At 72.4% G+C, this 25,512-nt stretch carries 27 protein-coding genes, 1 rRNA gene and 1 pseudogene; 16 read left to right on the top strand and 13 right to left on the bottom strand.

Annotation, left to right across the window (positions count from 1 at the left end; genetic code table 11):
• Positions 1-91 precede the first annotated feature (91 nt).
• Positions 92-1,207, bottom strand: a complete 1,116-nt coding sequence (locus BU198_RS32300) for an ADP-ribosylglycohydrolase family protein (protein ID WP_188300395.1) — start codon at positions 1,205-1,207, stop codon at positions 92-94.
• Positions 1,208-1,397: 190 nt separating this feature from the next.
• Positions 1,398-3,986 carry a bifunctional FO biosynthesis protein CofGH gene (locus BU198_RS32295; RefSeq protein ID WP_188300394.1) on the bottom strand — a complete coding sequence of 863 codons (2,589 nt, stop codon included), beginning with the start codon at positions 3,984-3,986 and terminating at the stop codon, positions 1,398-1,400.
• A gap of 181 nt (positions 3,987-4,167) precedes the next feature.
• On the opposite strand from BU198_RS32295, the gene BU198_RS32290 reads away from it, so the two are divergent.
• The 3 genes from BU198_RS32290 to BU198_RS32280 are packed head-to-tail and all read left to right on the top strand — an operon-like array spanning position 4,168 to position 7,381.
• Positions 4,168-5,388 (top strand): LolA family protein, encoded by a 1,221-nt coding sequence (locus BU198_RS32290; RefSeq protein ID WP_188300393.1) that lies wholly within the window; start codon positions 4,168-4,170, stop codon positions 5,386-5,388.
• 3 nt (positions 5,389-5,391) lie between these two features.
• Positions 5,392-6,522 carry an ABC transporter ATP-binding protein gene (locus BU198_RS32285; RefSeq protein ID WP_223245249.1) on the top strand — a complete coding sequence of 377 codons (1,131 nt, stop codon included), beginning with the start codon at positions 5,392-5,394 and terminating at the stop codon, positions 6,520-6,522.
• A complete protein-coding gene (locus BU198_RS32280) occupies positions 6,509-7,381 on the top strand; it encodes an ABC transporter permease (RefSeq protein WP_188300392.1) in 873 nt (290 codons plus the stop codon). Before BU198_RS32285 ends, BU198_RS32280 begins: the two co-directional genes overlap by 14 nt.
• Here the strand turns inward: BU198_RS32280 and rarD are convergent.
• Together rarD and BU198_RS32270 are read right to left on the bottom strand one after the other, a co-directional pair.
• Positions 7,371-8,339, bottom strand: coding sequence for an EamA family transporter RarD (rarD, locus tag BU198_RS32275; RefSeq protein ID WP_188300391.1), 969 nt, complete (start codon positions 8,337-8,339; stop codon positions 7,371-7,373). The two genes, BU198_RS32280 and rarD, sit on opposite strands and share 11 nt — an antisense overlap.
• A 181-nt stretch (positions 8,340-8,520) precedes the next feature.
• On the bottom strand, positions 8,521-9,369 hold the full coding sequence (locus tag BU198_RS32270) for an SDR family oxidoreductase (protein WP_188300390.1): 849 nt from the start codon (positions 9,367-9,369) through the stop codon (positions 8,521-8,523).
• A 112-nt stretch (positions 9,370-9,481) separates the two neighbouring features.
• On the opposite strand from BU198_RS32270, the gene BU198_RS32265 reads away from it, so the two are divergent.
• Together BU198_RS32265 and BU198_RS32260 are read left to right on the top strand one after the other, a co-directional pair.
• On the top strand, positions 9,482-9,892 hold the full coding sequence (locus tag BU198_RS32265) for a winged helix-turn-helix transcriptional regulator (protein ID WP_188300389.1): 411 nt from the start codon (positions 9,482-9,484) through the stop codon (positions 9,890-9,892).
• Between the two features lie 177 nt (positions 9,893-10,069).
• The gene (locus tag BU198_RS32260; RefSeq protein WP_188300388.1) at positions 10,070-10,300 is read left to right on the top strand and encodes a DUF6011 domain-containing protein; all 231 of its coding nucleotides are present in this window, start codon (positions 10,070-10,072) and stop codon (positions 10,298-10,300) included.
• A 31-nt stretch (positions 10,301-10,331) separates the two neighbouring features.
• Here BU198_RS32260 and BU198_RS32255 read toward each other — a convergent pair whose 3' ends face one another.
• On the bottom strand, positions 10,332-12,284 hold the full coding sequence (locus BU198_RS32255; protein WP_188300387.1) for a hypothetical protein: 1,953 nt from the start codon (positions 12,282-12,284) through the stop codon (positions 10,332-10,334).
• 238 nt (positions 12,285-12,522) lie between these two features.
• Between BU198_RS32255 and BU198_RS32250 the strand changes: the two genes are divergently transcribed.
• Positions 12,523-13,239, top strand: coding sequence for a chitinase (locus BU198_RS32250; RefSeq protein ID WP_188300386.1), 717 nt, complete (start codon positions 12,523-12,525; stop codon positions 13,237-13,239).
• A gap of 114 nt (positions 13,240-13,353) precedes the next feature.
• Complete coding sequence (locus BU198_RS32245; protein WP_188300385.1) at positions 13,354-13,848, top strand: hypothetical protein; 495 nt, start codon at positions 13,354-13,356, stop codon at positions 13,846-13,848.
• A gap of 7 nt (positions 13,849-13,855) precedes the next feature.
• Here the strand turns inward: BU198_RS32245 and BU198_RS32240 are convergent, their stop codons facing one another.
• On the bottom strand, positions 13,856-14,830 hold the full coding sequence (locus BU198_RS32240) for an oxidoreductase (protein WP_188300384.1): 975 nt from the start codon (positions 14,828-14,830) through the stop codon (positions 13,856-13,858).
• Between the two features lie 62 nt (positions 14,831-14,892).
• Between BU198_RS32240 and BU198_RS32235 the strand changes: the two genes are divergently transcribed.
• The 4 genes from BU198_RS32235 (at position 14,893) to BU198_RS32220 (ending at position 19,185) form a co-directional block, all read left to right on the top strand.
• Entirely contained in the window at positions 14,893-15,333 is a 441-nt protein-coding gene (locus BU198_RS32235; protein ID WP_411293258.1) for a MerR family transcriptional regulator, read from the top strand.
• Positions 15,334-15,535: 202 nt separating this feature from the next.
• A complete protein-coding gene (locus BU198_RS44025; RefSeq protein ID WP_188300383.1) occupies positions 15,536-16,882 on the top strand; it encodes a tetratricopeptide repeat protein in 1,347 nt (448 codons plus the stop codon).
• An 88-nt stretch (positions 16,883-16,970) separates the two neighbouring features.
• Positions 16,971-18,362, top strand: a complete 1,392-nt coding sequence (locus tag BU198_RS32225; protein WP_188300382.1) for a tetratricopeptide repeat protein — start codon at positions 16,971-16,973, stop codon at positions 18,360-18,362.
• A gap of 151 nt (positions 18,363-18,513) precedes the next feature.
• Entirely contained in the window at positions 18,514-19,185 is a 672-nt protein-coding gene (locus BU198_RS32220; protein WP_188300381.1) for a DsbA family oxidoreductase, read from the top strand.
• Between the two features lie 62 nt (positions 19,186-19,247).
• On the opposite strand, the gene BU198_RS32215 is transcribed toward BU198_RS32220, so the two are convergent.
• From BU198_RS32215 to BU198_RS32200, 4 genes are all read right to left on the bottom strand, one after another.
• On the bottom strand, positions 19,248-19,601 hold the full coding sequence (locus BU198_RS32215; protein WP_188300380.1) for an antibiotic biosynthesis monooxygenase family protein: 354 nt from the start codon (positions 19,599-19,601) through the stop codon (positions 19,248-19,250).
• Between the two features lie 441 nt (positions 19,602-20,042).
• The gene (locus tag BU198_RS32210; RefSeq protein ID WP_188300379.1) at positions 20,043-20,366 is read right to left on the bottom strand and encodes a hypothetical protein; all 324 of its coding nucleotides are present in this window, start codon (positions 20,364-20,366) and stop codon (positions 20,043-20,045) included.
• A 105-nt stretch (positions 20,367-20,471) separates the two neighbouring features.
• Complete coding sequence (locus BU198_RS32205) at positions 20,472-20,720, bottom strand: hypothetical protein (protein WP_188300378.1); 249 nt, start codon at positions 20,718-20,720, stop codon at positions 20,472-20,474.
• Positions 20,717-21,088 carry an ATP-binding protein gene (locus tag BU198_RS32200; RefSeq protein WP_188300377.1) on the bottom strand — a complete coding sequence of 124 codons (372 nt, stop codon included), beginning with the start codon at positions 21,086-21,088 and terminating at the stop codon, positions 20,717-20,719. The genes BU198_RS32205 and BU198_RS32200 overlap by 4 nt, the downstream gene beginning before the upstream one ends.
• A 182-nt stretch (positions 21,089-21,270) precedes the next feature.
• On the opposite strand from BU198_RS32200, the gene BU198_RS32195 reads away from it, so the two are divergent.
• The 3 genes from BU198_RS32195 (at position 21,271) to BU198_RS32185 (ending at position 22,867) form a co-directional block, all read left to right on the top strand.
• The gene (locus tag BU198_RS32195; RefSeq protein WP_188300376.1) at positions 21,271-22,155 is read left to right on the top strand and encodes a helix-turn-helix domain-containing protein; all 885 of its coding nucleotides are present in this window, start codon (positions 21,271-21,273) and stop codon (positions 22,153-22,155) included.
• A 7-nt stretch (positions 22,156-22,162) separates the two neighbouring features.
• On the top strand, positions 22,163-22,366 hold the full coding sequence (locus BU198_RS32190; protein WP_317620414.1) for a DUF397 domain-containing protein: 204 nt from the start codon (positions 22,163-22,165) through the stop codon (positions 22,364-22,366).
• Positions 22,367-22,666: 300 nt separating this feature from the next.
• Positions 22,667-22,867 carry a DUF397 domain-containing protein gene (locus BU198_RS32185; RefSeq protein WP_188300375.1) on the top strand — a complete coding sequence of 67 codons (201 nt, stop codon included), beginning with the start codon at positions 22,667-22,669 and terminating at the stop codon, positions 22,865-22,867.
• 52 nt (positions 22,868-22,919) lie between these two features.
• On the opposite strand, the pseudogene BU198_RS32180 reads toward BU198_RS32185, so the two are convergent.
• Positions 22,920-23,216: pseudogene (locus BU198_RS32180) on the bottom strand (ARMT1-like domain-containing protein); the annotation flags it as partial.
• Positions 23,217-23,314: 98 nt separating this feature from the next.
• On the opposite strand from BU198_RS32180, the gene BU198_RS32175 reads away from it, so the two are divergent.
• Together BU198_RS32175 and BU198_RS32170 are read left to right on the top strand one after the other, a co-directional pair.
• The gene (locus BU198_RS32175) at positions 23,315-23,518 is read left to right on the top strand and encodes a DUF397 domain-containing protein (protein WP_317620413.1); all 204 of its coding nucleotides are present in this window, start codon (positions 23,315-23,317) and stop codon (positions 23,516-23,518) included.
• A 316-nt stretch (positions 23,519-23,834) separates the two neighbouring features.
• Entirely contained in the window at positions 23,835-24,035 is a 201-nt protein-coding gene (locus tag BU198_RS32170; RefSeq protein WP_188300373.1) for a DUF397 domain-containing protein, read from the top strand.
• Positions 24,036-24,072: 37 nt separating this feature from the next.
• Here BU198_RS32170 and BU198_RS32165 read toward each other — a convergent pair whose 3' ends face one another.
• Together BU198_RS32165 and rrf are read right to left on the bottom strand one after the other, a co-directional pair.
• Entirely contained in the window at positions 24,073-25,221 is a 1,149-nt protein-coding gene (locus BU198_RS32165) for a damage-control phosphatase ARMT1 family protein (RefSeq protein WP_317620412.1), read from the bottom strand.
• Between the two features lie 167 nt (positions 25,222-25,388).
• Positions 25,389-25,505 (bottom strand): 5S ribosomal RNA (rrf, locus tag BU198_RS32160).
• Positions 25,506-25,512: the final 7 nt, after the last annotated feature.

Here is a 25,512-nt window from a genome sequence, read left to right as displayed (position 1 = left end):
GTTCCGCACTCGGACCAGTTGCCCGTAGCGGTGTCCGTCGCCTTCAGGCGGCGGGCGGTGCTCCGGGCAACTTCCGTGTCGGGGGCGGGTCTCAGCCCGCCACCGGGTAGCGGGCGGTCCAGTTGACGCCCTCCGGGGTCTGCCGGTCGTGCAGTTCGGCCCCGTGCACCAGCTCCATCACGAAGTCGTCGGCGAGTTCGAGGATCGCCCCGCGCCCTTCGAGCCCGGCCAGCAGACCGGGCGGCAGGGCGGTGTCCCCGTGCAGTACCCCGAGCAGGTTGCCGCAGATCGCGCCGGTGGCGTCGCTGTCCCCCGAGTGGTTGACCGCGAGCAGCAGGCCCGAGCGCACGTCGTGCGCGACCAGGGCACAGTAGACGGCGATCGCCAGCGCCTCCTCGGCCACCCAGCCCTCCCCCAGCGCCTCGACCCGCTCCGCGGAGGGCTCGCCGGCCCGCACCGCGTCCAGGGCGGCCCGCAGCGCGGCGGTGGTCTCCTCGTGCGCGGGGCGCTCGGAGAGCAGGGCGAGCGCGAGGTGGACGCCCTCCTCCAGGGTGCCGCCTCGGGCCACCGACTGGACGATCACCGCGAACGCGCCCGCCGCCAGGTAGCCGGTGGGGTGGCCGTGGGTGAGCACCGAGCACTCCACCGCGAGCTGGAACACCAGGCTCGGCTCCCAGGTGGTGAGCAGCCCGAAGGGCGCCGCCCGCACCACCGTGCCGCAGCCCTTGGAGTGCGGGTTCTTCGGCAGCTCCAGGGTGCCGAGCCGCTCGGCGCCGGTCCCGGTGAGGCCGGACAGGCAGCCCTGGCCGGGGGCGCGCTGGGCGTACAGCCACTCCTCGCGGCCGAGCCAGCCGAGGTCGGGACGGCGCTCGTCCGGGCCCCAGTCGCGCTGGGTGGCGGCCCAGCGGAGGTAGGCCAGGTGCAGGTCGGTGGGCGGGTGCCAGCTGCCGGTGTCGCGCCGGATGTGGGCGCGGATCAGTCCGTCGACGGTGAAGAGGCTGAGCTGGGTGTCGTCGGTGACGGCGCCGGTGCGCCCGTACGCGGGGACGTAGCCGGTGACGCCCTGCGGGCCGTGCCGGTCCCGGATCTTCTCCAGCGACTCGAACTCGACGCCCGCACCGAGCGCGTCGCCGATGGCACCGCCGAGCAGACAGCCCCGCACCCGGCTGCGGTAGTCCTGCTGCTGGGCGCGTGACCACAGTGGCATCACGACGGGGCGCCTTTCGTCGGGTGTGGGGGGCCGCGCGACGCTCGGCCGGCCGCGCGCCCTCGCACTGTACTTCGACGCCCCTTGCGGATCGACGGCATCCCTCGAACTCCGGTGCCCCCGGCCCGGCCGCCGCGCGGGCGGCGGCCGGGCCCCGCGCGGTCGGTCCGACACGGTCGGTCCGGCGCGGTCAGTCCAGCACCGGCAGCAGCTCCGGCAGGTGCCCGTCCGAGGCCAGTGCCGCGGCCCGCCGCTCGGCCGGCACCTCGCCGTAGGTGGTGGTGCGCTGGCGGTGCGGACGGCCCGCCGCCTCGGCGATGGCCTGGAGGTCGCGCACCGACTTGTAACTCCCGTACGCCGAGCCGGCCATCCGGGAGATGGTCTCCTCCATCAGCGTGCCGCCCAGGTCGTTGGCGCCGGAGCGGAGCATCTCGGCCGCGCCCTCGGCGCCCAGCTTGACCCAGCTGGTCTGGATGTTGGGGATGTGCGGGTGCAGCAGCAGCCGGGCCATCGCGATCACGGCGCGGTTGTCCCTGGCGCTCGGTCCGGGACGGGCGATGCCGGCCAGGTAGACCGGCGCGTTGGTGTGGATGAACGGCAGGGTCACGAACTCGGTGAAGCCGCCCGTCCGTTGCTGGATCCCGGCGAGCAGCCGCAGGTGGCCCAGCCAGTGCTTCGGGGTGTCCACGTGCCCGTACATCATCGTGGACGAGGAACGGATGCCCAGCTCGTGCGCGGTGGTGACCACCTCGACCCAGGTGGCGGCCGGCAGCTTGCCCTTGGTGAGCACCCAGCGGACCTCGTCGTCCAGGATCTCGGCGGCGGTGCCGGGGATGGTGTCCAGGCCCGACTCCTTGGCCCGCTGGAGCCAGTCCCTGATCGAGAGCCCGGTGCGGGTCGCGCCGTTGACCACCTCCATCGGCGAGAAGGCGTGCACGTGGATGCCGGGCACCCGCTCCTTCACCGCGCGGGCGATGTCGAAGTAGGCGGTGCCGGGCAGGTCCGGGTGGATGCCGCCCTGCATGCAGACCTCGGTGGCACCCACCTCCCAGGCCTGGGCGGCCCGGTCGGCGACCTGTTCCAGGGAGAGGGTGTAGGCGTCCGCGTCGGTGCGGCGCTGGGCGAAGGCGCAGAAGCGGCAGCCGGTGTAGCAGACGTTGGTGAAGTTGATGTTCCTGGTGACGCAGTAGGTGACGTCGTCGCCGACGGCGTCCCTGCGCACGTCGTCGGCGATCCGGCAGAGGGCGTCCAGGGCCGGGCCGTCGGCGTGGAACAGGGCCAGCGCCTGGTCGTCGGTCAGCTTCACCGGGTCGTCCGCGGCCACCGCGAGGGCCTCCCTGAGGTCCCCGGCGAGGCGCTCGGGGGCGCCCTCGGCGAGCACCTGCTCGCGCAGCACCTCCCAGTCGCCGTACACGTCCTCAAAGTCGGCCCTGCGGTCGCCGGTGCGGCCCGCGGTGTCGATGGTGGCGTGCAGGTCGGTGCGCCCGTACGACTCCGGCAGGTCCTCGGGCTCCTGCCAGGGCAGGCCGCGGACCGGCGCGTCCGGGTCCGCCAGTCCGGTGGCCGGGTCGGCCAGGGCGCGCACGTGCGGCAGCACCCGCGGGTCCAGCCAGGGCTCGCCGCGGCGCACGTACTCGGGGTAGACGGCGAGGCGCTCGCGCAGCTCGAAGCCGGCCGCCGCCGAGCGCTCGGCCAGCCGGTCGATCTGCGGCCAGGGGCGCTCGGGGTTGACGTGGTCGGGGGTGAGCGGGGAGACCCCGCCCCAGTCGTCGATGCCGGCCGCGATCAGCCGCTCGTACTCGCCGTCCACCAGGTTCGGCGGCGCCTGGAGGCAGGCGGCCGGGCCCATCAGGTGCCGGGCCACCGCGACGGTGGCGACCAGCTCGTCCAGCTCGGCGTCCGGCATGCCGCGCATCGCGGTGTCCGGCTTGGCCCGGAAGTTCTGCAGGATCAGCTCCTGGATGCCGTGGTAGGCACGGGAGATCCGGCGCAGCGCGAACAGCGACTCGGCGCGCTCCTGGTACGTCTCGCCGATGCCGATCAGCAGGCCGCTGGTGAAGGGGACGGAGCTGCGCCCGGCGTCCTCCAGCACCCGCAGCCGGACGGCCGGTTCCTTGTCAGGGGAGCCGAAGTGCGGGCCGCCGGGCTCGCTCCACAGCCGGGTGGCGGTGGTCTCCAGCATCATGCCCATCGAGGCGGAGACCGGCTTGAGCCGCTGGAAGTCGGTCCAGCTCAGCACCCCGGGGTTGAGGTGCGGCAGCAGGCCGGTCTCCTCCAGGATGCGGATCGACATGGCGCGCACGTAGGCGATGGTGTCGTCGTAGCCGTGCGCGTCCAGCCACTCGCGGGCCTCGGGCCAGCGGTCCTCGGGCTTGTCGCCGAGTGTGATCAGGGCTTCCTTGCAGCCGAGTTCGGCTCCGCGCCTGGCCACCTCCAGCACCTCGTCCGGGGACATGTACATCCCGTGGCCCTCCCGGCGCAGCCTGCCGGGGACGGTGGCGAAGGTGCAGTAGTGGCACTTGTCGCGGCAGAGCCGGGTGAGCGGGACGAAGACGCTCTTGGAGTAGGTGATGACCCCGGGCCGGCCGGCCGCTTCGAGGCCGGCGTCCCGGACCCGGGCGGCGCCCGCACAGAGGTCCAGCAGGTCCTCGCCTCTGGCCTGGAGCAGCACGGCTGCCTCGGTGACGTCGAGGGCGACGCCGTCCCGGGCGCGGCGCAGGGCTCGGCGCATCGCGTTCGCGGTCGGCGGGGTGCTGGCGTCCACGGCGGTTCCGTCCATGGCGCGACGATACGCCAGGGGTGGTACCCGGGTCGGAGCAACCCTGATGCCGTCTCAGGGTCGGCGTACCCAAGAAGGCCACCCCGATCTGGCCCCACAGGGCGATGACGGCGTCCGCGCGGCGACCTCTAATGGAGGGGCAGGGCCAATCTGACGGGTACCCAGAGGAGTTGAGGACGCCATGACCAACGAGAAGGCGGCGGGGGACGATCTGGACGGCGGCCTGCCGTACCGCTCCCGGCGGCGCGTCCTGGTGCGCGCCGGGGTGCCGGTGGCGGTGGCCGCGGCGATCGCCGCGGGAGTGGGACTGGTGCCGGCGCTGGCCGCGGACGGCCCGCCCGACCTGCCGGCGCTGACCGCGGAGCAGGTGGTCGCCAAGGCGCTCGGCTCCGAGACCCAGGCACTGTCCGGGACGGTCTCGATCAGCACCGACCTCGGCCTGCCCACCCAGCTGCTGGGCGCGGCCGGCGGCCTCGGCGGGGCGGCCGGCGGCCACGGCGGCCAGGGCTCCTCCGCGGACCCGAAGTCCAAGCTGCTCGGTCTGCTCGGCGGGGACCAGACGGTGCGGATCGCGGTGGACGGTCCGGAGCGCCAGCGGGTGGACGTGCTGGAGGACATGTCCGGCTACACCCTGGTCCACAACGGCGACCAGGCCTGGGCCTGGGAGAGCTCGTCCAACACCGCGGTGCACACGGCCGGCCTGGCCGCCGGCGAGCGGCCCGCGGGGGCGCCGCTGTCCGAGCTGCCGACCAGCCCGCAGGAGGCCGCCAGGCAGTTCCTGGCCGGGAGCGCCGGCACCACTTCGGTCACCGTCGCCGGGACGGCCAAGGTGGCCGGGCAGGACGCCTACCAGCTGAGCGTGAAGCCCACCCAGTCCGGTTCGACCCTGGCCGAGGTCAGGATCTCGGTGGCCGCCGCCAACGGGGTGCCGCTGGCGGTGGCGGTGAAGTCGGTGGACGGCAGCACCGTGCTGAACGTCCGCTTCACCAAGGTGTCCTTCGCCAGGCCGGACGCCAAGACCTTCGACTTCACCGTCCCCAAGGGCGCCAAGGTGACGGAGGAGAAAACGGACGGGGCGCCCCAGGGCGCGCCGGACGGAGCCGGGGAGCACCGGGGCGCCCAGGGGCACGAGGGCGTGAACGTGATCGGTGAGGGCTGGACGGCGATCGTCGCCACCCAGCCGCCCGGCACCGCCGGCGGCGCGCCGCGGGGCGACGGCGGCGGGGACGGTGCGGCACGGTCGCTGAACCCGCAGGCGATGGCGAAGTCGTTCGGCAAGCCGGTCGACGGCGGCACGCTGGTGAGCACCAAGGTGCTCAACGTCCTGCTCACCGACGACGGCCGGATCTTCGCCGGCGCGGTGACCCTGCCGGTCCTCCAGCACGCCGCCGGGGTGAACTGACGGATGACCAAGGCTCCCGTAACGGGGGACGTTACGGAGTCGGCCGGGGGTACGGGCGCCGAGCCGCGCCCGGCCCCCGTTCCCGTTCCATCCGCCTCCCCCTCCTCCCTCTCCTCCCCTGCGACAACCGGTGCGGCCGGTGCGGCCAGTGCCGCCGCTGCTGCCGGTACCGCCGGCCCGTCCGGCTCCCGCACCGACGACGTCATCCGGACCCGCGGCCTGACCAAGCGCTTCCGCGGCGGCCAGCTCGCCGTGGACGGCCTGGACCTGGCCGTGCCGCGCGGCTCCGTCTTCGGCTTCCTGGGCCCCAACGGCTCCGGCAAGACCACCACCATCCGGATGCTGATGGGCCTGATCGCCCCCACCTCGGGCGTGGCCACCGTCCTCGGCGAGTCGATGCCGCAGTCCGTCGCCACCGTGCTGCCCCGGGTGGGCGCGCTGATCGAGGGCCCGGCGCTGTACGGCTTCCTCTCCGGGCGGGACAACCTGGTGCGCTTCGACGCGGCCGACCCGACCGCCGACCCGCGCACCCGCCGGCAGCGGGTCGGCGCCGCGCTGGAGCGGGTCGGCCTGGGCGCGGCGGCGGACAAGAAGGCCCGCGCGTACTCGCTGGGCATGAAGCAGCGCCTGGGCCTGGCCTCCGCGCTGCTCCAGCCGCGCGAGCTGCTGGTGCTGGACGAGCCGACCAACGGGCTGGACCCGCAGGGCATGCGGGAGATCCGGGCGCTGGTCAGGGAGGTCGCGGCGGAGGGCACCACGGTGTTCCTCTCCTCGCACCTGCTGGACGAGATCGAGCACGTCTGCACCCACGCCGCGGTGATGTCCCGGGGCCGGCTGGTGGTGCAGGGCACCGTCGCCGAGCTGGCCGCCAGGGCGCAGGGCCGGCTGGTGGTCCGCACCCCGGACGTGGCGCGGGCCGCCGAGGTGCTGGCCGCCCACCGGGTCACCGCCCTGGTGCCCGGCGAGGACCGGGTGGACGGCGAGCCCGGTGTGCTCGACGAGGAGGCGCTGCCCAGGCTGTGCGCGGCGCTGGTCGGGGCCGGGGTGCGGGTGCACGGCTTCGGGCTGGAGCGGGGCACGTTGGAGGACGCCTTCGTGGCGCTGACCGGGGAGGGCTTCGATGTCGCGGGCTGAGGCGCTGCCGATCCGCACCGGCCGGCGGCCGCAGACGGTGGCCGGGTTCCTGGCGCTGTTCAGGAACGAGCTGCACCTGACCTTCCGGCGGATGCGCACCATGGTGCTGCTGGGCATCCTGGCGGTGCTGCCGGTCCTGATCGGGGTGGTGGTCAAGCTCAACACGGACAGCCCGCACGAGGGCGGCGGTCCGAGCTTCATCGCGCAGACCACGCAGAACGGGCTCTTCCTGGTCTTCACGTCCCTGGCGGTGACCCTGCCGGTCTTCCTGCCGATGACGGTCGGCGTGGTCGCCGGGGACTCGGTGGCGGGCGAGGCCGCCACCGGGACGCTGCGCTACCTGCTGGTCGCCCCGGCCGGGCGGACCAGGCTGCTGGCCGCCAAGTTCACCGCCGGGCTGGTGTTCTGCCTGGCCGCCACAGCGGCGGTCGCGGTGTCGGCGCTGGCCGCGGGCGCCGCGCTCTTCCCGCTCGGCGAGGTGACGCTGCTCTCCGGGGACACCATCGGTCTCGGCGACGCGCTGCTGCGCGCGCTGCTGGTGGCGCTGGTGGTCGCGGCCTCGCTGGCCGGGCTGGTGGCGATCGGGCTGTTCGTCTCGACGCTCACCGGCAGCGGCATCGCGGCGATGGCCGCCACCGTCGTCCTGGTGGTCACCGTCCAGATCCTGGACGTGTTCCCACAACTGGACGCGGTGAGGCCGTTCCTGTTCTCCCACTACTGGCTGAGCTTCGCGGACCTGCTGCGGGCGCCGATGTACTGGGACGGCGTGCTGAAGGACCTCGGCCTCCAGGCCGCCTACGTCGCCGTGTTCGGCTCGGCGGCCTGGGCGCGCTTCGCCGGCCGGGACATCAGCGCGTGACGGCCGGCCGCGCGGGTTCGGGCTTCGGCGCGGCCGCGGCCCGGGCCGCGCGGTCGGCCCTGACCTGGCGCAGCGCGTCCCAGGTGAGCAGCGCGAGCGCGACCCAGACCAGGCCGAAGCCGGCCCAGCGGGCGGGCGGCATGGACTCGTGGAACACCGCGACGCCGATCAGGAACTGGAACACCGGCGCCAGGTACTGGAGCAGCCCGAGCACGGTCAGCGGCACCCGGACGGCGGCCGCGCCGAAGAACAGCAGCGGGATCGCGGTGATCACGCCGCTGAGCATCAGCAGCCCGGAGTGCCCCCAGCCGTACGAGCCGGCCACCGTGTGCCCGAAGGTGCCGCGCCCGCTGGCCTGGAGGTAGACCAGGTAGCCGAGGGCGAACGGGAACATGAAGGCGCTCTCGGCCGCCAGGCTCTCCAGCCCGCTCAGCCCGACCTGCTTCTTCAGCAGGCCGTAGGTGGCGAAGGAGAGCGCCAGGGTGAGGGCGATCCAGGGCAGCTGCCCGTACGCGACGGTGAGCACCGCGACGGCGGCGGCACCGATGCCGACCGCCGTCCACTGCACCCGGCGCAGCCGTTCCTTGAGCACCAGGACGCCGAAGGCGATGGTGACCAGGGGGTTGATGAAGTAGCCGAGGCTGGTCTCGACCACGTGCCCGGCGTTGACGGCCCAGATGTAGACGGCCCAGTTGACCGAGATCACGGTGGCCGCCGCGGCCAGCATGGCGAGCCGGCGGGGCTGGCGCAGCAGCGGGCGTATCCAGCCCCAGTGCCGCTGGGCTATCAGCATCAGGAGCACCGCGACCAGCGACCAGACCATCCGGTTGGCCAGGATGTCGTCGGCGGGGCTGGGCTCCAGCAGCGGCCAGAACAGGGGGAACAGGCCCCAGATGCCGTACGCGGCGGCGCCGTACCAGAGGCCCCGGCCGTTGTCCTGCTGGTCTGTCTCCGCCATGGCCGAGTGCCCTCCCGCGCGCGTGTGTCGAGGCGACGGTAGCGGGCGGGAGGGGCGACTGTCATCTCCGTTTCCGGATTTTGGTCATGACAGTGTTTGCATGCCGGACGTTCCGGCGGCACCGGGGCGCGGAGCCGCGGCAGGCTCAGGCGTTCAGGGCCGCCGCGGAGCCGCGGCAGGCTCAGGCGTTCAGGGCCTCGCGGACGGACTCGGCCAGCGGGACGGTCGGGCGGCCGATCAGCCGGGACAGGTCGCCCGGGGTGCCGGCCAGCTCGCCGCGGACGATGCCCGCGTCCACGTCCACCAGGACCTCGGCGAAGCCCTGCGGCAGGCCCGCGCCGACCAGCACGTCCAGGTGCTCGGCCGGGGTGACGTTCCGGTGCCCGACCGGCTTGCCGGAGGCCTCCGCCAGCTCGGCGGCCAGCTCGGGCAGGCTCCAGGCGGCGTCGCCGCTCAGCTCGTACACCGTGCCCTCGTGGCCCAGGCCGGTCAGGACGGCGACCGCCGCGTCCGCGTAGTCCCGGCGCGGGGCGGTGGCGACCCGGCCCTCCCCGGCGCTGCCGAGCACCACGCCGCGCGCCACCGTGCCGGCCGCGTCGCCCAGGTAGTTCTCGGTGTACCAGCCGTTGCGCAGGAACGAGTACGGCAGGCCGGAGGCGAGGATCAGCTCCTCGGTCGCCTTGTGCTCGTCGGCCAGCCGGAAGGTGGCCGCGCCGGGCGCGCTGGTGTAGGCGAGCAGGGCGACCCCGGCGGCCTTGGCGGCGTCCACCACGGCCCGGTGCTGCGGGATCCGGCGGCCGACCTCGCTGCCCGAGATCAGCAGCACCCGGTCGCCCGCGGCGAAGGCGCCCGCCAGGGTCTCCGGCTTGTCGTAGTCGACCACCCGGACGGCCACGCCGCGCGCGGCCAGGTCGGCGGCCTTCTCGGCGGAGCGGACGGCGACGGCCACCTCGCTCGCGGGGACCCGGGCCAGCAGGCCCTCGACGACGAGACGGCCGAGCTGGCCGGTGGCACCGGTGACGACGTACATGGTGGAGCTCCTCGGGGTTGCTACGTGACTGCTACGGGGTTCTGGCCTCGCAACTCACTTTAGGGACAGCACTAACCTTTCGAAAGTACGCACTTCAAAGTAGGGTACTGATATGAAGGTAAGCGAGCTGGGCAAGGGCGGACTGCCGCCCGCCGACGTCTTCGACCGGATGTGTCCGTCCCGGGGCGTGCTGGAGCATGTCACCAGCCGCTGGGGCGTGCTGGTGCTGGGCGCGCTGAACGAGCGCGGCTACCGGTTCAGCGAGCTGCGCCGCAAGGTCACCGGGGTCAGCGAGAAGATGCTCGCCCAGACCCTCCAGACGCTGGAGCGGGACGGCTTCGTGCTCCGCGAGGCGCACCCGGTGATCCCGCCGCGGGTCGACTACAGCCTCACCCTGCTGGGGCGGGAGGCGGCGGACCTGGTGGCGGCGCTGGCCCACTGGTCGGAGCGGCGGGTGCCGGAGGTCGAGGCGGCGCGGGAGGAGTACGACGGGCGGGCCACCGCCATCGCCGCCGTACGGTGAGCCGGGCCGCGGCCGGGTGACGAAGGAGCCGCGCTGCCGCCGGGCGACGAGGGCGTCGGGCCCGTCCAGGCCCCGGGCCGGGCCGGAGACGTGGTCCTGGCCGGCCGGTGGCCACGACGGGGCCGTCGTTCCACGCACCGGCGGGGCCTTGACGGCTCCGGCGGCTACCGTCTCCCCATGACCAGTCCGACCAACCCGACCGGCTCGACCGACCCGACCGGCCCCGAACCGCTCCCCGGCACGGACACCGCGCAGACCATCCGCTCCCGGGTGACCTGCCGCCGCTGCCACCGGCCGCTGCACGACCCGGAGTCCCGGATGCTGCGGCTGGGTCCCGAGTGCCGGGACCCGGCGGAGCGGGTCGCGCGCTTCGACGTCGACCAGGAACCGCTGCCCGGGGTGGGGTAGGAGCGGCCTCGGCATCCCGCGCCGCAGTGCCTCAGCGCCTGCCGAAGAGGCGCCGCAGCCGACCGGGGCGGGGCTCCTCCGGCTTCGGGGCGTCCGGCTCGTCCGGCTCGTCCGCCTCCGGCTGCTCCTGGTCCCGCTCCGGTTCCTGGTCCTCCTGCTGCGCCGCCTCCGCGTCGGCGGCGTCCTCCCTGGCCGTCAGGTGCCGGGCGAGTTCGCGGTCCTCGTCGGACGTCCAGGGCGCGACGAGCACCAGCGCGGCCAGCGAGCGGAGGATCGTCACCACCCGGGTGCGCCGGGCCCTGGCGGCGTGGTGCAGCCGCTGCTGGAGCAGGGCGGCGACGTCGGCTCGGGTCTGCGGCTGCGTCCAGCCGATCGCGACCAGCGCGAAGCCGGCCGCCTCGACCACCCAGTCCTCCGGTCCGAGCAGCAGGTCGCGCAGCACCCGCCGGCGCTCGGAGCCCTCCCAGGGCTGGTCGGTGCGGTGGTGGGCGATGCCGAGGCAGGCGAAGACCTGGACGGCGCGCACCCACAGCTCGGGCTGGTGGGCCAGCAGGGCCCGGCCGAGTTCGTCCTCGCGCGGCATCGGCGGGTGGACGAGGACGCCGAGCAGGTCGTCCAGCGGCAGTCCGGCGAGCCGGACGGCGTGGTCGTAGGCGGCGGGGACGGTCGGCCAGAAGATCTCGGCGGTGGAGCGGACGAGTTCGGCGCTCTGCGGCGCGGGCGGGGCGACCGCCGGGCGCGGGCTGGTGCCGTCCCAGACCCAGATCCGGGTGGTGGGTCCGGTCAGCGGCAGCCGGGGGTCGGGCTCGCCGACGGCCTGGTAGCCGACGGTGGAACGCGGCAGCGCGAGCCGGACGGCCAGCACCGAGCTGGGCGGCTCCAGGGTTGAGGCCGTGCACTCGACCTCGGTGTCGCGGGTGGTGTCGGAGGCGGCGAGCACCTGGTGCAGCACGTTGACGGTCGCCTCGGTGGCGCCGGAGACCAGGCCGAGCCAGGGCTCCCGGCTGCTCAGCCGCTCCAGCAGCTCCTGGGCGTACTCGTGCTCGGGGTGGGCGCGGTGGTGGTCGGCCAGGCCGAGCAGGTGGGCCGGGTCGCCGTCGAGGGCGTGCAGCAGCCCGTACCTGGCCGGGCCCGCCTTGGGGTGGCCGGGTTCGGCGGCGAGCACCCGGTCCAGCCAGGCCAGGCCTTCGACGGGGCGGCCGAGGGTGCCGTACAGCTCGGCGACGTCCACGGCGAGGTAGCTGCTGGGGTCGTCCCCCGCCGGTGCGACCCGCGCCAGCTCGGCCTCCCAGACGGCGAGCGCCTGCTCCGGCCGGCCGTCCGCGCGCAGGGCGTTGCCGAGCATCACGGCGGGCAGGTAACCGGGGGCCGACCGGTGGGCCCGCTGGGCGAGTTCGACGGCACGGGCGGTGTCGCCGAGCCGGCGGGTCAGGCCGGAGGCCATCGCGAGCAGCAGCACGTGGTCGCCGTGGCGGGCCAGCACGGCCTGCACGAAGTCGTGGAACGGCCGTACGGCTTCGGCCGGTTCGGCCGGGAGCGGGTCGGACAGCGCACCGGTGGCCCGGGCCACCGCCTGGGCGACGGCGTCCGGGTCGACCAGGCCGGGCAGGTCCTCGCGGGCGAGCCAGGCGGCGTGCGCCCAGGGGCGGTCCGGCTCGTACTGGATGGCGGAGGCGAGCAGCCCGACGGCGGCGTCCCAGTCCCCCGCCGCGGCCTCCACGTGGGCCCGGCAGACCGCCGTGCCGAGGTACACCTGGCCGTCCAGCGGGAACAGTTCGCGGGCCGCCGCCGGGCCGCCCGCGGCCGCGCACAACTCGGCCAGCGCCTCGAGCAGTTCGGGCAGCTGGGGGTCGGCGATTATCGCGTCGCCGAGGTGGTCGGCGGCGTGCGTCAGATCGCCGGAGTCGATCGCCAGCCGGGCGAGCGCGACCTCGCCCTCGGCCGCCAGCCGCTCGTCGCCCTCGTCTTCGGTGTGACCGCTCATCGTCCCTGCTCCCCCGGTGGCCCCGCGCCGCCTCGTCCCCGTTCCGCACGAGGCTATCCGGTGCCACCGGCAGCACGATGATCAACCCGGCGCGGCCCGTCCACCGCTTGGATCGGATACGACCCGTACGAGTGGTTTGGACCTCCGAGGGCTTCAGCTCGGCAGCCGGCGCCCACCACCATGGCCGAACCGCTTCGCGAGCGAAGTGCCCACCCCGCCAACGGAATCGAGGACATCGATGAAGCTCCCGCGCACCCTGTCCCTGGCGGCCTCCGCCGCCGTTCTGAGCACCCTCGCCCTCGCCGGCCCGACCGCCCCGGCCTCGGCCGCCGGCTCCTTCGTGGTCAGCGAGGCCCAGTTCAACCAGATGTTCCCGAGCCGGAACGGCTTCTACACGTACAAGGGCCTGGTCGACGCCCTGAGCGCCTACCCGAAGTTCACCACCACCGGCGACGACGCCACCCGCAGGCGCGAGGCGGCGGCCTTCCTCGCCAACGTCAGCCACGAGACCGGCGGCCTGCGGTACGTCGTCGAGCAGAACACCGCCAACTACCCGCACTACTGCGACACTTCGCAGCCGTACGGCTGTCCGGCCGGGCAGGCCGCGTACTACGGGCGCGGCCCGCTCCAGCTGAGCTGGAACTTCAACTACAAGGCGGCCGGCGACGCCCTGCACATCGACCTGCTGCACGACCCGTACAAGGCCGAGAAGGACCCGGCGGTGTCCTGGAAGACCGGCCTCTGGTTCTGGAACAGCCAGACCGGGGCCGGGCGGATGACCTCCCACGACGCCATCGTCAACGACAAGGGCTTCGGCGAGACCATCCGCAGCATCAACGGCGCGCTGGAGTGCGACGGCAGGAACCCGGGCCAGCGCGACGACCGGATCAACCTGTTCAGGAAGTTCGTCGGCGTCCTCCAGACGAACGTCGGCGGCGGCAACATCTCCTGCTGACCGGGAAGTCGGCGGCGTGGGGCAGGAGGTCGGCCGGGCCGGCTTCCTGCTCCGCTGTCAGTGCCGGGTGCTTCACTGGCCTTCGACGTCGCGCACGGACGAAGGGTGGCTGCGATGGGTGTGCTGACCGACTACTTCCGGGCGGCCGACGCGGCAACGGTCGTACGGGCGCTGGAGCTCACGGAGGGCGGGCTGCCGCCGCTCGGCGGCGAGGGCTCCTTCGACGGGGTGGAGGCCAAGGGCGTCGATCCGGACGTCGTGCTCGGCCAGCTGGTGGCCGTCGTCCTCGGCGAGCCGTGGCGGACCGGCCTGGTGACGGAGACGGCGGTCTGGCCCGCCACGCCGGCGCCCGGCCCGTCCGGGCCCGCGGACGAGGACGACCCGTGGGCGACCGGCCCGTGGGTCACCGAGCTGGGCGCCGCCGCCCGGGACGCGCTGGCCGCGATACCCGACGAGCGGGTGCCGGAGGCGGTCGGACGCTGGGCCGAGGCGGAGGAGTGGGACGGCGCCGACCCGTCCGATCTGCTGCCGCTCGCCGAGGAGTTGATCGCCCTCGCCAGGCGGGCCCGGGCAGCCGGGGAGCGGCTGTACTGCTGGATCTGCCTGTAGCGGCGGCTCAGCGGGTGATCGGCGGGGCGCCGGTCGCCGCGAGGGAGAGCTCCCAGAGCCGGGCGGCCGCGTCGGGGTCGACGGCGTACGGGCGGACGCCACCGTCGTCCATCGGGGTGTCCGGGCCGCAGACCCGGGCGACCTCGCAGTCCTCCAGGTACAGGCCGCCGCGGCCGTCGAGCAGCGGCGAGGTCGCCGCCCACAGGCCGGTGGCCGCGCCCTGGGAGGGGGTCTTGAAGCCCGCGCCGATCACCCTGCCCCGCGCGTCCACCCAGCCGCGGTCCACCTGCTCCTGCCGGGTCATCTCCCGCTGGAGCCCGGTGAGGATCTTTCCCGGGTGGAGCGCGAACGCCCGGACGCCGTCCGCCCGGCCGAGCGCGTCGAGGTGCACGGCGAACAGGGCGTTGGCGGTCTTGGACTGGCCGTACGCCAGCCACTTGTCGTAGCCGGTACGGAAGTGCGGATCGTGCCGGCGGATGTCGGTCAGGGCGTGCCCGGCCGAGCTGTTGACGACGACGCGCGCGCCGTCGGGGGCGGCGGCCAGCAGCGGGTACAGCTCGCAGGCGAGGAGGAAGTGCCCGAGGTGGTTGGCGGCGAACTGCCCCTCCCAGCCCGGCCCGACGCGCCGCTCGGGCGTGGCCATGACGCCGGCGACGGCCAGCAGCAGGTCGAGCCGGTCCGTAGCCTCGCGGATCAGCCCGGCGGCGGCGCGGACGCTCGCGGGGTCGGCGAGGTCCATCGGGACGACCCGGCTGCCGGTGCCGCCGAGTACCCCGCGGGCGACGTCAGGGCGGCGGGCCGGGACGATCACCCGGGCCCCGGCGGCGGTCAGCGCCCGGGTGGTCGCCAGTCCGAGGCCGGAGTAGCCGCCGGTCACGACGGCGGTGCGGCCGGAGAGGTCGAGGCCCGCCAGGACGTCCTCGGCGGTGCTGACGGCCGAGAAGGGCGAACCGACTGTGCCGGTGGTGGTGTTGGTGGTCATGACGAGGACGGTAGGAAGTAGAGCGCGGTCTAGATCAAGTCCCGCTCCTATGCTCTGACGCCATGGACGGCATGGACGGCACGACGGAACTCACCATCGGCGAGGTGGCCGGGCGCACCGGGCTCAGCGTGCACGCCCTGCGCTTCTACGAGCGCGAGGGGCTGCTGGTCGGCCCGGTGCGGCGCACGGCGGGCGGACGCCGGCGGTACGCCGTGCTCGACGTGCGGTGGCTGGAGATCTGCGTCAGGCTGCGCGAGTCGGGCATGCCGCTCGCCGACCTGCGCCGCTTCGCCGAACTGGTCCGGCAGGGGCCGGGCAACGAGGCCGAAAGGCTGCGGCTGCTGGACGCCCACCAGCGGCGCGTCGACGAGCGGATCCGGGAGTTGGAGGAGTGCCGCTCGCTCATCGCCTGGAAGGCCTCGGTCTACGCCGACCACCTGGCGCGCGGCGAGGCCGCCGGGCTCTGGGACCCGACGGCGGAAGACCGGTCACCCGGGGCGTGATCTGCCCGGCACCATGCCCGGCACTGCCGTCGGCCCGGCTCATGGGGTGCTCGGGCGCTCGGGGACTCGCGGGCCCGCGGACTCGCGGGCTCGGGGTGGGCTGCTCGAACGGGGGCTCCAGGGTTGGCGTCCGGCACGGAGGTTCGGACATCCGCCGGAAATCTCCGGGCGGGTCGTCGGCACCGTCGCATAGCCTGCCCTGGTGAATCTTGACGATCTCGCCTGGCAGCGGCAGTTCGACGGCGGAATAGACGGCTCCATGGCGGAACACCTGGCCCGACAGGGGCAGTTGGAACTGCTGATCGAGACCGCCCGGGACCGCGGTGAGTGGTTCTGCGCCGAGGTGGCGGTCAGTGAGCTGTGCGCGGCAGGCGAGTTCGAACGGGCCCTGACGGTCCTGGACCCGTTCGTCGCGGTCGGCTGGCCGTTCGCCGTGCGGGAGTCCGCCACGATCATGATCCGGCAGGGCCGGATCGAGGAGGGACTGGCCCTGGTGCGTCCGGACGCGGCCGGGCTGGAGTCGGCGCACGACTGCCGCTGGTTCGCCGAGGCGCTGGTGGAGGCCGGGCGGGTGGACGAGGCCATCGAGGTGCTCACGCCCCATCTCGGGGAGCCCTGGATCCTGGAGTCACTGCTCGATCTGACCAGGGGGCGGCACCGTGACGCGCGCGTCCTGGAGTTGCTCACCCCGTGCGCCGAGCGCGCCCGGGGCGGCACGGCGGACTGCCGGTGCTCCGCGGCCGGGGGTCAGCGCGAGTGCCTGCACCAGCCGTCGGCGGTACTGGTGCTGTACGGCCGGGTCCTGGAGCGCATGGGCCGGGCGGACGAGGCGATCCGCCTGCTGGGCCCGGTCCTGCCCGTCGTCCCGCACATCGCCTGGCTGTACGCGGATCTCCTCGCCGGCCAGGGCCGGATCGACCAGCTGCGCGAGCTGGCCGCCGGCGAGCACGCGGACGTCGCCCGCGACCGGTGCGCGGAGGTGCTGGAGGAGCAGGGGCGGGTCCGGGAGGCCGAAGCCGTCCTGCACGCGTCCCTCGAAGCGGGCGGCCCGTCCGCCCGTCGGCGCCTCATGGCCTTCCTGGCCCGCCAGGGACGCCTCGACGAGGCCGTCGAGGCCGGACGGCCCGCGTACGAGGACGACGGAGGGAACCTCCTCCACGAGGCGATCGACCTGCTGATCAAGGCGGGCCGCCCGGAACGGGCGCTGGAGCTCCTGAACGGCCTCGGCGCCGCGTACGCCGACGCGCATGCCGATGTGCTGCGCCACACCCGGCTGCGCCTGCTCGCGAAGGCCGGGCGCCATGCCGAGGGCGTCACGGAGGTGCGGGCCCTGAGCGTGCGGGAGCCCGGCCAGTGGGACACCACGCTGGCCTGGCTGCTGGATCTGGACGGCCGGACGGACGAGGCCCTCGACCTGCTCCGGTCGTCCACCGAGCACGGGGCCCACCAGGAGATTGCCGTGATCCTCAGCAGGCACGGCCGCTACGCCGAGGCCGTCGCCGCCATCCCCACGGTGTCCGCCCAGCGCGAGGCGCGGGAGCGGCGCTGAGGCAGAACGCTACTCTCCTGGATGTTTCCATCCAGAGGGTGACCGGGTTGGTCTGCTCCCCGTCCCTGCCGCCGCCTAGCCTGCCCTCATGGATCCCGACGACCTCTCGTGGCAGCTCCAGTACTACCGTGGAATCAGCCCTCGCATGGTGCAGTCCCTACTGGAACAGGGCCAGTCGGAGCTGCTGATCCGAGCCGCCGAGGAGCGCGGCGAGTGGTTCTGCGCCGAGGCGGCGGTGCACGAGCTGTGCGCGGCAGGCGAGTTCGAACGGGCCCTGACGGTCCTGGAGCCGTTCGTCGCGGTCGGCTGGTGGCACGCCGTGCGGGAGTCCGCCGAGGTCATGATCCGGCAGGGCCGGATCGAGGAGGGGCTGGCCCTGGTGCGTCCGGACGCGGCCGGGCTGGAGTCGGCGCACCAAAGCTGGTGGTTCGCCGACCTGCTGGTGAAGGCCGGCCGGACGGACGAGGCCGTCGAGGTGCTCACGCCCCACCTCGGGGAGTTCTGGGTTCTGCGGAGACTGGTCGAGGTGACCGAGGGGCGGGAACGGGACGAACGGGTGCTGGAACTGCTGGCCCCGCTCGCCGAGCAGGCCAGGCGCGGCACGACAGTCGACCGCTGCCCGGTGAGCGGTGAGCCGTGCGGGTGCCCGCCCCGGCACGAACCGCAGGAGGCCCCGGTCCTGTACGCCCGGGTCCTGGAACGCATGGACCGGGTGGACGAGGCGATCCGGACCCTGGGCGCGGACGTGCCGGTGGTCCCGGGCACGGCCGCACCGTACGCGGAACTCCTCGCCCGCCAGGGCCGGATCGATCAGCTGCGCGAGCTCGCCACCGGCGAGTACAAGGGCGTCGCCCTGCGCCACTTCGTGAGCGAGCTGGAGGAGCTGGGGCGGACCGAGGAGGCCGAGGCCGTGCTGCGGGCGGCCGTCGAACCGGACTCCGGGCGCCACCGCCGGCTCCTCATGCGTCTCCTGGCCCGCCAGGGGCGCATCGACGAGGCCGTCGAGGCTGGCCGGCCCGCGTACCAGCACGACGACGACGTGGGCCTCCTCTACGAGGCAACCGATCTGCTGGTCAGGGACGGCCGCCCGGAACAGGCGCTGGAGCTCCTGGACGGCCTCGGCAACGCCTACTTCGACGATCACCCCGACGAGCTGAGCCACCAGCGGCTCTACCTGCTCGGGGAAGCGGGCCGCCACGACGAGGGCATCGCCGAGGCGAAGGCCCTGAACGAGCGGGAACCCGACGCGTGGGACGCCTCGCTGGCACGGCTGCTGGAGCAGGCCGGCCGGGTGGACGAAGCCGTCGGGCTGCTCCGGTCGTCCGCCGGCCACCGGGCCTACCAGGACCTCGCCGACCTCCTGATCAGGCAGGGCCGCTTCGCCGAGGCCATCGCGGCCCTGCCTCCGGTGTCCGCCGAACGCGCGGAGTGGGAGGCTGCGCGGAGCGGCCCCGGTTCGGGGCTCTTCTCGCCGTTCTGAGGAAGGCTGCGCAGCCCGGCCGCGGTCGCCGCCCGCCCCGCCCGCACCTCGCGCCCGGATGTTTCAGGGTGAGAAATATCCAGGTCGGCGCCGGCGTTCCGGTAGGCGTCCGCGCGGGAGGTCCGCGCGAGCCTGGAAGGAGTGCGGCGCCGTGCGCGTGGAGGTCTGGAGCGACATCAACTGTCCGTGGTGCTACATCGGCAAGGCCCGGTTCGAGCAGGCCCTGGCCGCGTTCCCGCACCGCGAGGAGGTGGAGGTCGTCCACCGCTCCTTCGAGCTGGACCCGCGGGCGCCGCACGAGGCCCGGCCGGTCGTGCCGCTGCTCGCCGCCAAGTACGGGATGAGCCTGGAGCAGGCCGAGGCGGCGGAGGCCCGGATCTCCGAGAACGCCCACGCCGAGGGCCTGCCGTACCTGCGCGAGGGGCGCGACGCGGCGAACTCCTTCGACATGCACCGCCTGCTGCACTTCGCCAAGGAGCACGGCCGGCAGGGGCAGCTGCTGGACGCGCTGTACCGGGCGAACTTCGCCGAGGAGCGGTCAGCCTTCGAGACGGGCCGCCTGGTCGAGCTGGCAGTCGGGGCCGGGCTGGACGGCGAGGCGGCCGCGGCCGTCCTGGCCGACCCGGAGGCGTACGCGGAGGCGGTGCGCGAGGACGAGACCACGGCGAGCGCCATGGGGGCGACGGGCGTGCCGTTCTTCGTCCTGGACCGGCGGCTGGGCGTCTCGGGCGCTCAGCCCGCGGAGACGTTCACCCAGGCGCTGGAGCAGGCCTGGGAGAGCCGGGTCGCGCTGCCGCTGACCCCGCTCGCGCCGGAGGCCTGAGCGACGCCGGAGCGCGAGAAGTCGGCCGGGCCGACTTCTCGCTCCGGCTGGGCGCTGAGGGGCTACTCCCGTACGAACCCGTGGCTCCGCTCCACCTTCGCCACGTGCAGCGTGTAGCGCTCGTACCACTCGGCCCGCCCGCGCTTCTGGGCCGCGCGGTGCTCCGCGTTGGTCCGCCACTCGGTGAGGGCGTCGGCGTCACGGAAGTACCCGACGGTGATGGACAGCCCGCCGGGTGTCTGCGCGTGGTCCATCCCCAGATAGCCCGGGATGTCCCTCACCAGGTCTTCCATGCGCTCGTTGGTCTCGCTGTAGCCGCTCTGCTCCTGGGTACGCACGGTGGTGAAGACGGCCGCGTAGTAGGGGGGCTCGAAGGCCTCGACGGGCAGAACGGGAACGTCCGGATCGTTGCTCACGGCATCACCGTAAGGCGGGTGTGCCTGGCGTTCCGGCGTCTTTGCCGAACGGGATGCAGAAGGGATCCGGTTCTTTGCCGAACCGGCGGAGGTCGTCCTGTTGAGCCCTGGCCCTGGTCCGACACGGCTCTCCCCTCTTCTCCCCCACCGCGTCAACGGCGGAGAGCAGTTCGACCGTGCCTCCCGGTCGCGGCGGGGTGATTCCGGCGACGGGCGCGAGCTTCCGGGCTCCGGCCGGGGCTGCGTGCCACTCGGGTTGCCGGGTACCCGGCAGCGGACGGGCTGGAGGCCTGACCAGGGTCCGGCCTCAGATTCCCGTCGTCCGCCCGGAGAGCGGGCGGGGCGGCGTTGGGGTGCGCGCATCGCAAGGCGGAGGTCAGGGCGCCTCCGGCCGAAGGCTGGGGGCGCGACGCCCCGCATGCGCGAGTTTGAAGACGGAGCCTAGGGCTGGGGGCGGGAGTTGAGCCGGGTGGCGAGCCACGGGGAGTTGCGGCCGGCTCCCTCGCGGTAGGCGATGCGCTGGACGGCAAAGAGCAGGCGGTAGAGGTTGAGGGCCGTGTCGGAGTCGTCGGCGGCGAAACCCAGGTGGTGGACGAAGGTCTCCAGCCCGGGCCAGTCGAAGTCGTCGGGGACGGTCGGGGCGACGGAGACACCGGCGAGCGCGTTGAAAGCGGCGGCGACCGCGTAGTTGGACGCGGCGAGGGCGTTGACGACGTCGGGGTCGGTGGCCGGGCTGGGGATGGTGACCGGGTCGGGGACGCTCACGTCAGAACTCCTCCGTGTCGGACTTTGCAAGGTTGAGGGTGGCGATGACGCCCAGGGCGACGGTGGCGAACGCGAGGGCGAGGAGGGTGAGGAAGGCGGCGGCGATCAGGAACCGCACGAGCGCTCGCGGTCGGCGTCGAGGAGGAGGGTGAGGAGGTTCAGGAGGGTGGAGACCGGCGCGTTGGCGAAGCGGACGAGGACGCGGCCGTCGCGGGTCCTGTCCGTGCAGGCGTAGGGGAAGAGGAGGCCGAACTTTCGGCCGCGCTCGTGGAGTTCACCGACGAGGGCGAGGACGTCCATCTCGGTGTAGGAGCGGATCCGCGGGTCGGAGGGCTTCATCGGCTGACGCTTCATGCGGCGGCTTCCTTCATCAGCTCGAACCAGACGACCTTGCCCTGCTTCCGGGGCTCGGCGCCGAGGCGGTGGGTGAGGGCGCGGACGAGGTAGAGGCCCCGGCCGGAGACGGCGAGCAGGTCTGCGGGGAGGCCGATGTCGGGGAGGACGGGGCTGTTGTCGGCGACCGAGACCCGGAGACGGCGGCCGGCGAGGGCGACGACGACCAGGGGCGCAAGGGTGTCCCCGTGCCTCCAGGCGTTGACGAAGACTTCGTGCAGGGCGAGTTCGGCGTCGGAGATGACGGAGGGGCGCCACCCCGCGGAGGTGAGGAGGTCGGAGAGCTCGGCACGAGCGGCGGACCAGTCGGGAGGGTTGCAGGCACGCATGAGAGACCCCAGGGGAGGAGGAGGGGAATCGACGAAGCAGACACTCCGTCATGTGATCGATGCAACACTGAGAGTAGGGCGATAGGTGTTACGCGTGCAACCAGATCGCCGAGATGCCTCGCCCAGCTTGGCTAATCTCACTCGTGTGGGCGGAGACTGGCCCGAAACGGAAGGAACTCCCCTTGGCACTCAGGACCCAAATCAGCGAGCGGCAGCGGCGGTTCGGCGCTGAGCTGAGGAGGTTGCGCGAGGCAGCAGGCCTGGCGGTCAAGGACGCCGGCGCCCTCGTCGGCATGGCGGGCCCTCAGCTCAGCCACATCGAGGCAGCCCGAACAGCGCTCGACCCGGAGCGGCTCTCGGTCTTGCTCGGAGGCTATGGGTGCACGGATGAGACCTATGTCGCTCTCCTGCACGAACTCGGCACCAGCGACGGGAAAGGCTGGTGGACCAGTTTCAAGGGTCAAGTACCAACCCTGGCCCTCGACCTGGCAGAGTCCGAAGACCGCGCGATGCGACTCGACAACTACGAGACGCTTCACATCCCCGGCATCCTTCAGCTCCCTGCCTACACCGAAGCGGTCTACGCCGACGGCACCGGCAGGTGGGACACCGCACGACAGATCGAGTTCCGCATGGAACGGCAACGGATCCTGACCGACGAGAAACAGCGGCAGTTCCGTTTTGTCATCCATGAGGCGGCACTGCGCATGCGATTCGCAGGAGACGAGGTCATGCGAGCCCAGCTGATTCACCTGATGGAGATCGCAGAGCTTCCCAACGTGGACCTCCAGGTCATGCCGTTCGCCGCACCGAAGCGTGCACCCTTCTCCGCCTCGTTCATGCTCTGTGACCCAGGATGTCCTGAACTTGCGACCGTCATCCTGGACGGCCCGAAGCAAGCGGAGCACATTGGTGATCAGACTGAGCTGACGGCCTACAGCCAGATGTTCCAACAGCTCAGCGCACATTCCCTATCGGTTGCAGACCGGGAAACGGCGTTGCGTGGACTCCCCAACCGCGACTCGTGGGGGCTCCTGCATCATCTTCTCTATCTGCTTCAGTCGTGAAAGGCGCATGATGTCCAACACCTTCTGGCAGAAGTCGTCGTACAGCAACGCCGAAGGAGCCAATAACTGCCTTGAGCTGGCAACTGGCACCGACGACCTCCGCCACCTCCGCGAATCTGCTGCCCCCGAGACCATCATCACCACCTCAGCCACCAAGCTCCGAGCCTTCCTCCTCGGTGCCAAGGCGGGCGAGTTCGACCACCTCACCTGACTCACCGCCCGCTCGTTGCACCCCAACGAGCGGGCAACCCACGAAGTCCGACCTACACGACGGCATGTCGGCCACTGATCCGCCACGCCGTCCCCGAGCCGTCAAGCTGAGCCACGGTGGCCACATCCACACCGACGATCACGTCCGACTTCAACGTCCGCAGAGCCACAACAGGCGACGAAAGGTAGCCAACCATCCCGCCGACGGTAGTTGAGGTCTCCCTTGAGGCACGCTTCCTCGCGCGACTCGTGGGGACTCATTCGACATCTTCTCTACTGTTGCAAGCTTGAAAGGCATCCAATGTCCGAACTCCATTGGCAAAAGTCATCGTTCAGCGGCTCGCACGAGGGCAGTAGCTGCGTTGAACTCGCAGCTGGAGCCGCGGACGTCCGCCACCTTCGCGAATCCGATGACCCCTCCGTCACCATCTCCACCTCGACCGCCAAGCTCCGAGCCTTCCTCCTCAGCGCCAAGGCGGGCGAGTTCGACCACCTCACCTGACTCACCGCCCGCTCGTTGCACCCCAACGAGCGGGCAACCCACGAAATCCGACCTACACGACGGCATGCCGGCCACTGATCCGCCACGCCGTCCCCGAGCCGTCGAGCCAGGCGACAGTGGCCGCATCCACACCGACGATCACATCCGACTTCAACGTCCGCAGAGCCACAACAGGCGACGAAAGGTAGCCGACCATCCCGCCGAAGAGAATCACCGGCGGCCAGAGCCGGTCACCCACCAGGCGACGGTAGTTGAGGTTTCCCTTGAGTACCGTCATCCCGGCACCCGTGAACTCGGCCCGCAGGTCGACAGGCATGTCCTCATACGGCAGTGGCGAACATGCCCTGCCGGTTGCAGACTGGGAAACGGCGTTGCGTGGACTCCCTAACCGCGACTCGTGGGGACTCCTGCATCATCGTCTCTATCTGCTTCAGTCGTGAAAGGCACATGATGTCCAACACCTTCTGGCAGAAGGCGTCGTACAGCGATGCGGAAGGCGCCGACAACTGCCTCGAACTCGCACGAGGCAACGGGGCTCTTCGTCACCTTCGCGAATCCGATGACCCCTCCGTCACCATCACCACCTCGGCCACCAGGCTCCGAGCCTTCCTCCTCGGCGCCAAGGCAGGCGAGTTCGACCACCTCACCTGAACCAACCCCTGCTACCCGCCCGCTCGTTGGAACCCAACGCGCGGGCGGCTAACGAAGTCCGACCTGCACGACGGCGTGCCGGCCGCTGGTCCGCCATGTCCTGCCCTAGCCGTCGAGCCGGGCGACGGCTTCGGCCGCATCCACACACCGACGATCACGTCCGACTTCAGCGTCCGCAGAGCCACAACAGGTGTAGGGAAGTAACTGACCATCCCGCCGACAGTAGTTGAGGTCTCCCGTGAGCACGCTTCCTCGCGCGACTCGTGGGGACTCATTCGACATCTTCTCTACTTGTTGCCAGCTTGAAAGGCATCCGATGTCCGAACTCCATTGGCAAAAGTCATCGTTCAGCGACACGGACGATGGCAGCCACTGTGTAGAACTAGCCCTCGGTCAGGGGGATCTTCGCCACGTTCGCGAATCCGATGACCCCTCCGTCGTCCTCACCACCTCGACCACCAGGCTCCGCGCCTTCCTCCTCGGTGCCAAGGCGGGCGAGTTCGACCACCTCACCTGACTCACCGCCCGCTCGTTGGAACCCAACGCGCGGGCGGCTAACGAAGCCCGACCTGCACGACGGCGTGCCGGCCACTGGTCCGCCACGCCGTACCCGAGCCGTCGAGCCGGGCGACGGTGGCCGCATCGACACCGACGATCACGTCCGACTTCAGCGTCCGCAGGGCCGCAACAGGCGTAGGGAAATAACTGACCCTCTCGGCGAAGGGAGTCGTCGGCGGCCAGAGCCGGTCACCCACCAGGCGACGGTAGTTGAGATCTCCTTTGAGTACCGTCATCCCGGCACCCGTGAACTCGGCCCGCAGGTCGACAGGCATCTCGTCATACGGCAGTGGCGCGCAGAAGAACGGGTGCGTCCGGACCACGAGCGCGCCGCCGTTCATCGCCTGCCACAGCCGACCGCCCACCGCCGCGGCAGCCGCCGAGGTCGCACAGCGGAGGCGCTCGACCGACGCCAGGACATCCGCCATCGTCGCGTCAGAAACGAAGTACGGCTGGGGCTTCACGTACAGGACCACCTGCGCCGCCAGGCCGCCGCTCAGGAGGTGGTCGATCAGCACCAGGTCCGGCAAAAGCTCCCGGCCGGCGTTGTCCGCGACGACACAGACCCGCCCGCCCTCGCTCCGTTCCAGCTCGGCCCAGAACAGCGCGCTCTCGTCAGCGACCAGATCGGACACCGTCGATCCGTCAGCCTCCGCAGTGATCTGGAAGCTGAGGTCCGCACGGTTGCCCCAGAGGGCCGACGACAGCAGCGCCTCCGCTCGCCGACCGGCGGGCAGGCCGTCGAGCTTGCCCAGAGCGGCCAACTCGTCGTCCACCGCCGGCCCGGCCAACTCGGCACTCTTGAACGGTGCGAAGGGGTCGATCCCCTGCCAGGCACCGGGCCGGAAATACCCGATGGCGTCCAGCAGTCTGCGGTAGAAGTAGCTCTCCGCCCACAGGAACGGCGCCTCGCCCCAGGGCCGTCCCCACAGGCCCTCTCCCCACCCCAGCCACTGAGCCTGGTCATGGGAGTTCTCCGGCAGTGGTTCGAGGACGCCGGTGGTGCTCTCCACCAGCAGCCGCTCCACCTCCGCCCGCTCCGCGGGACCGTACGGCAGCGCGTCGAGCACCTGCCGGACCAGCTTCGGGTGGCGCTCGTGGAACACGCCCCAGGCGAAGGATCCGGGGACGTCGCTGCGGATCACGGGTGCGGTTGGCACGTGGGGGCTCGTCTCTCTCGTCGTGCTCGTCGTGGCCCAGGCCGGCTACTGGGAGCGTAGCTCCGGGCGCTCTTCCCGTGGCGGGCCGCAGGGCCCGGAAACGCAAAGAACCCCCATCCGGGATTCCCGGACGGGGGTTCTTCAGAAGAATTGTTCGGCGGCGTCCTACTCTCCCACAGGGTCCCCCCTGCAGTACCATCGGCGCTGTAAGGCTTAGCTTCCGGGTTCGGAATGTAACCGGGCGTTTCCCTCACGCTATGACCACCGAAACACTAT

The organism is Streptomyces sp. CBMA156 (assembly GCF_014596515.1).
Lineage (GTDB): Bacteria > Actinomycetota > Actinomycetes > Streptomycetales > Streptomycetaceae > Kitasatospora.
The sequence above is the reverse complement of the archived record's forward strand: the minus strand, read 5'-3'. Positions and strand labels throughout refer to the sequence as shown.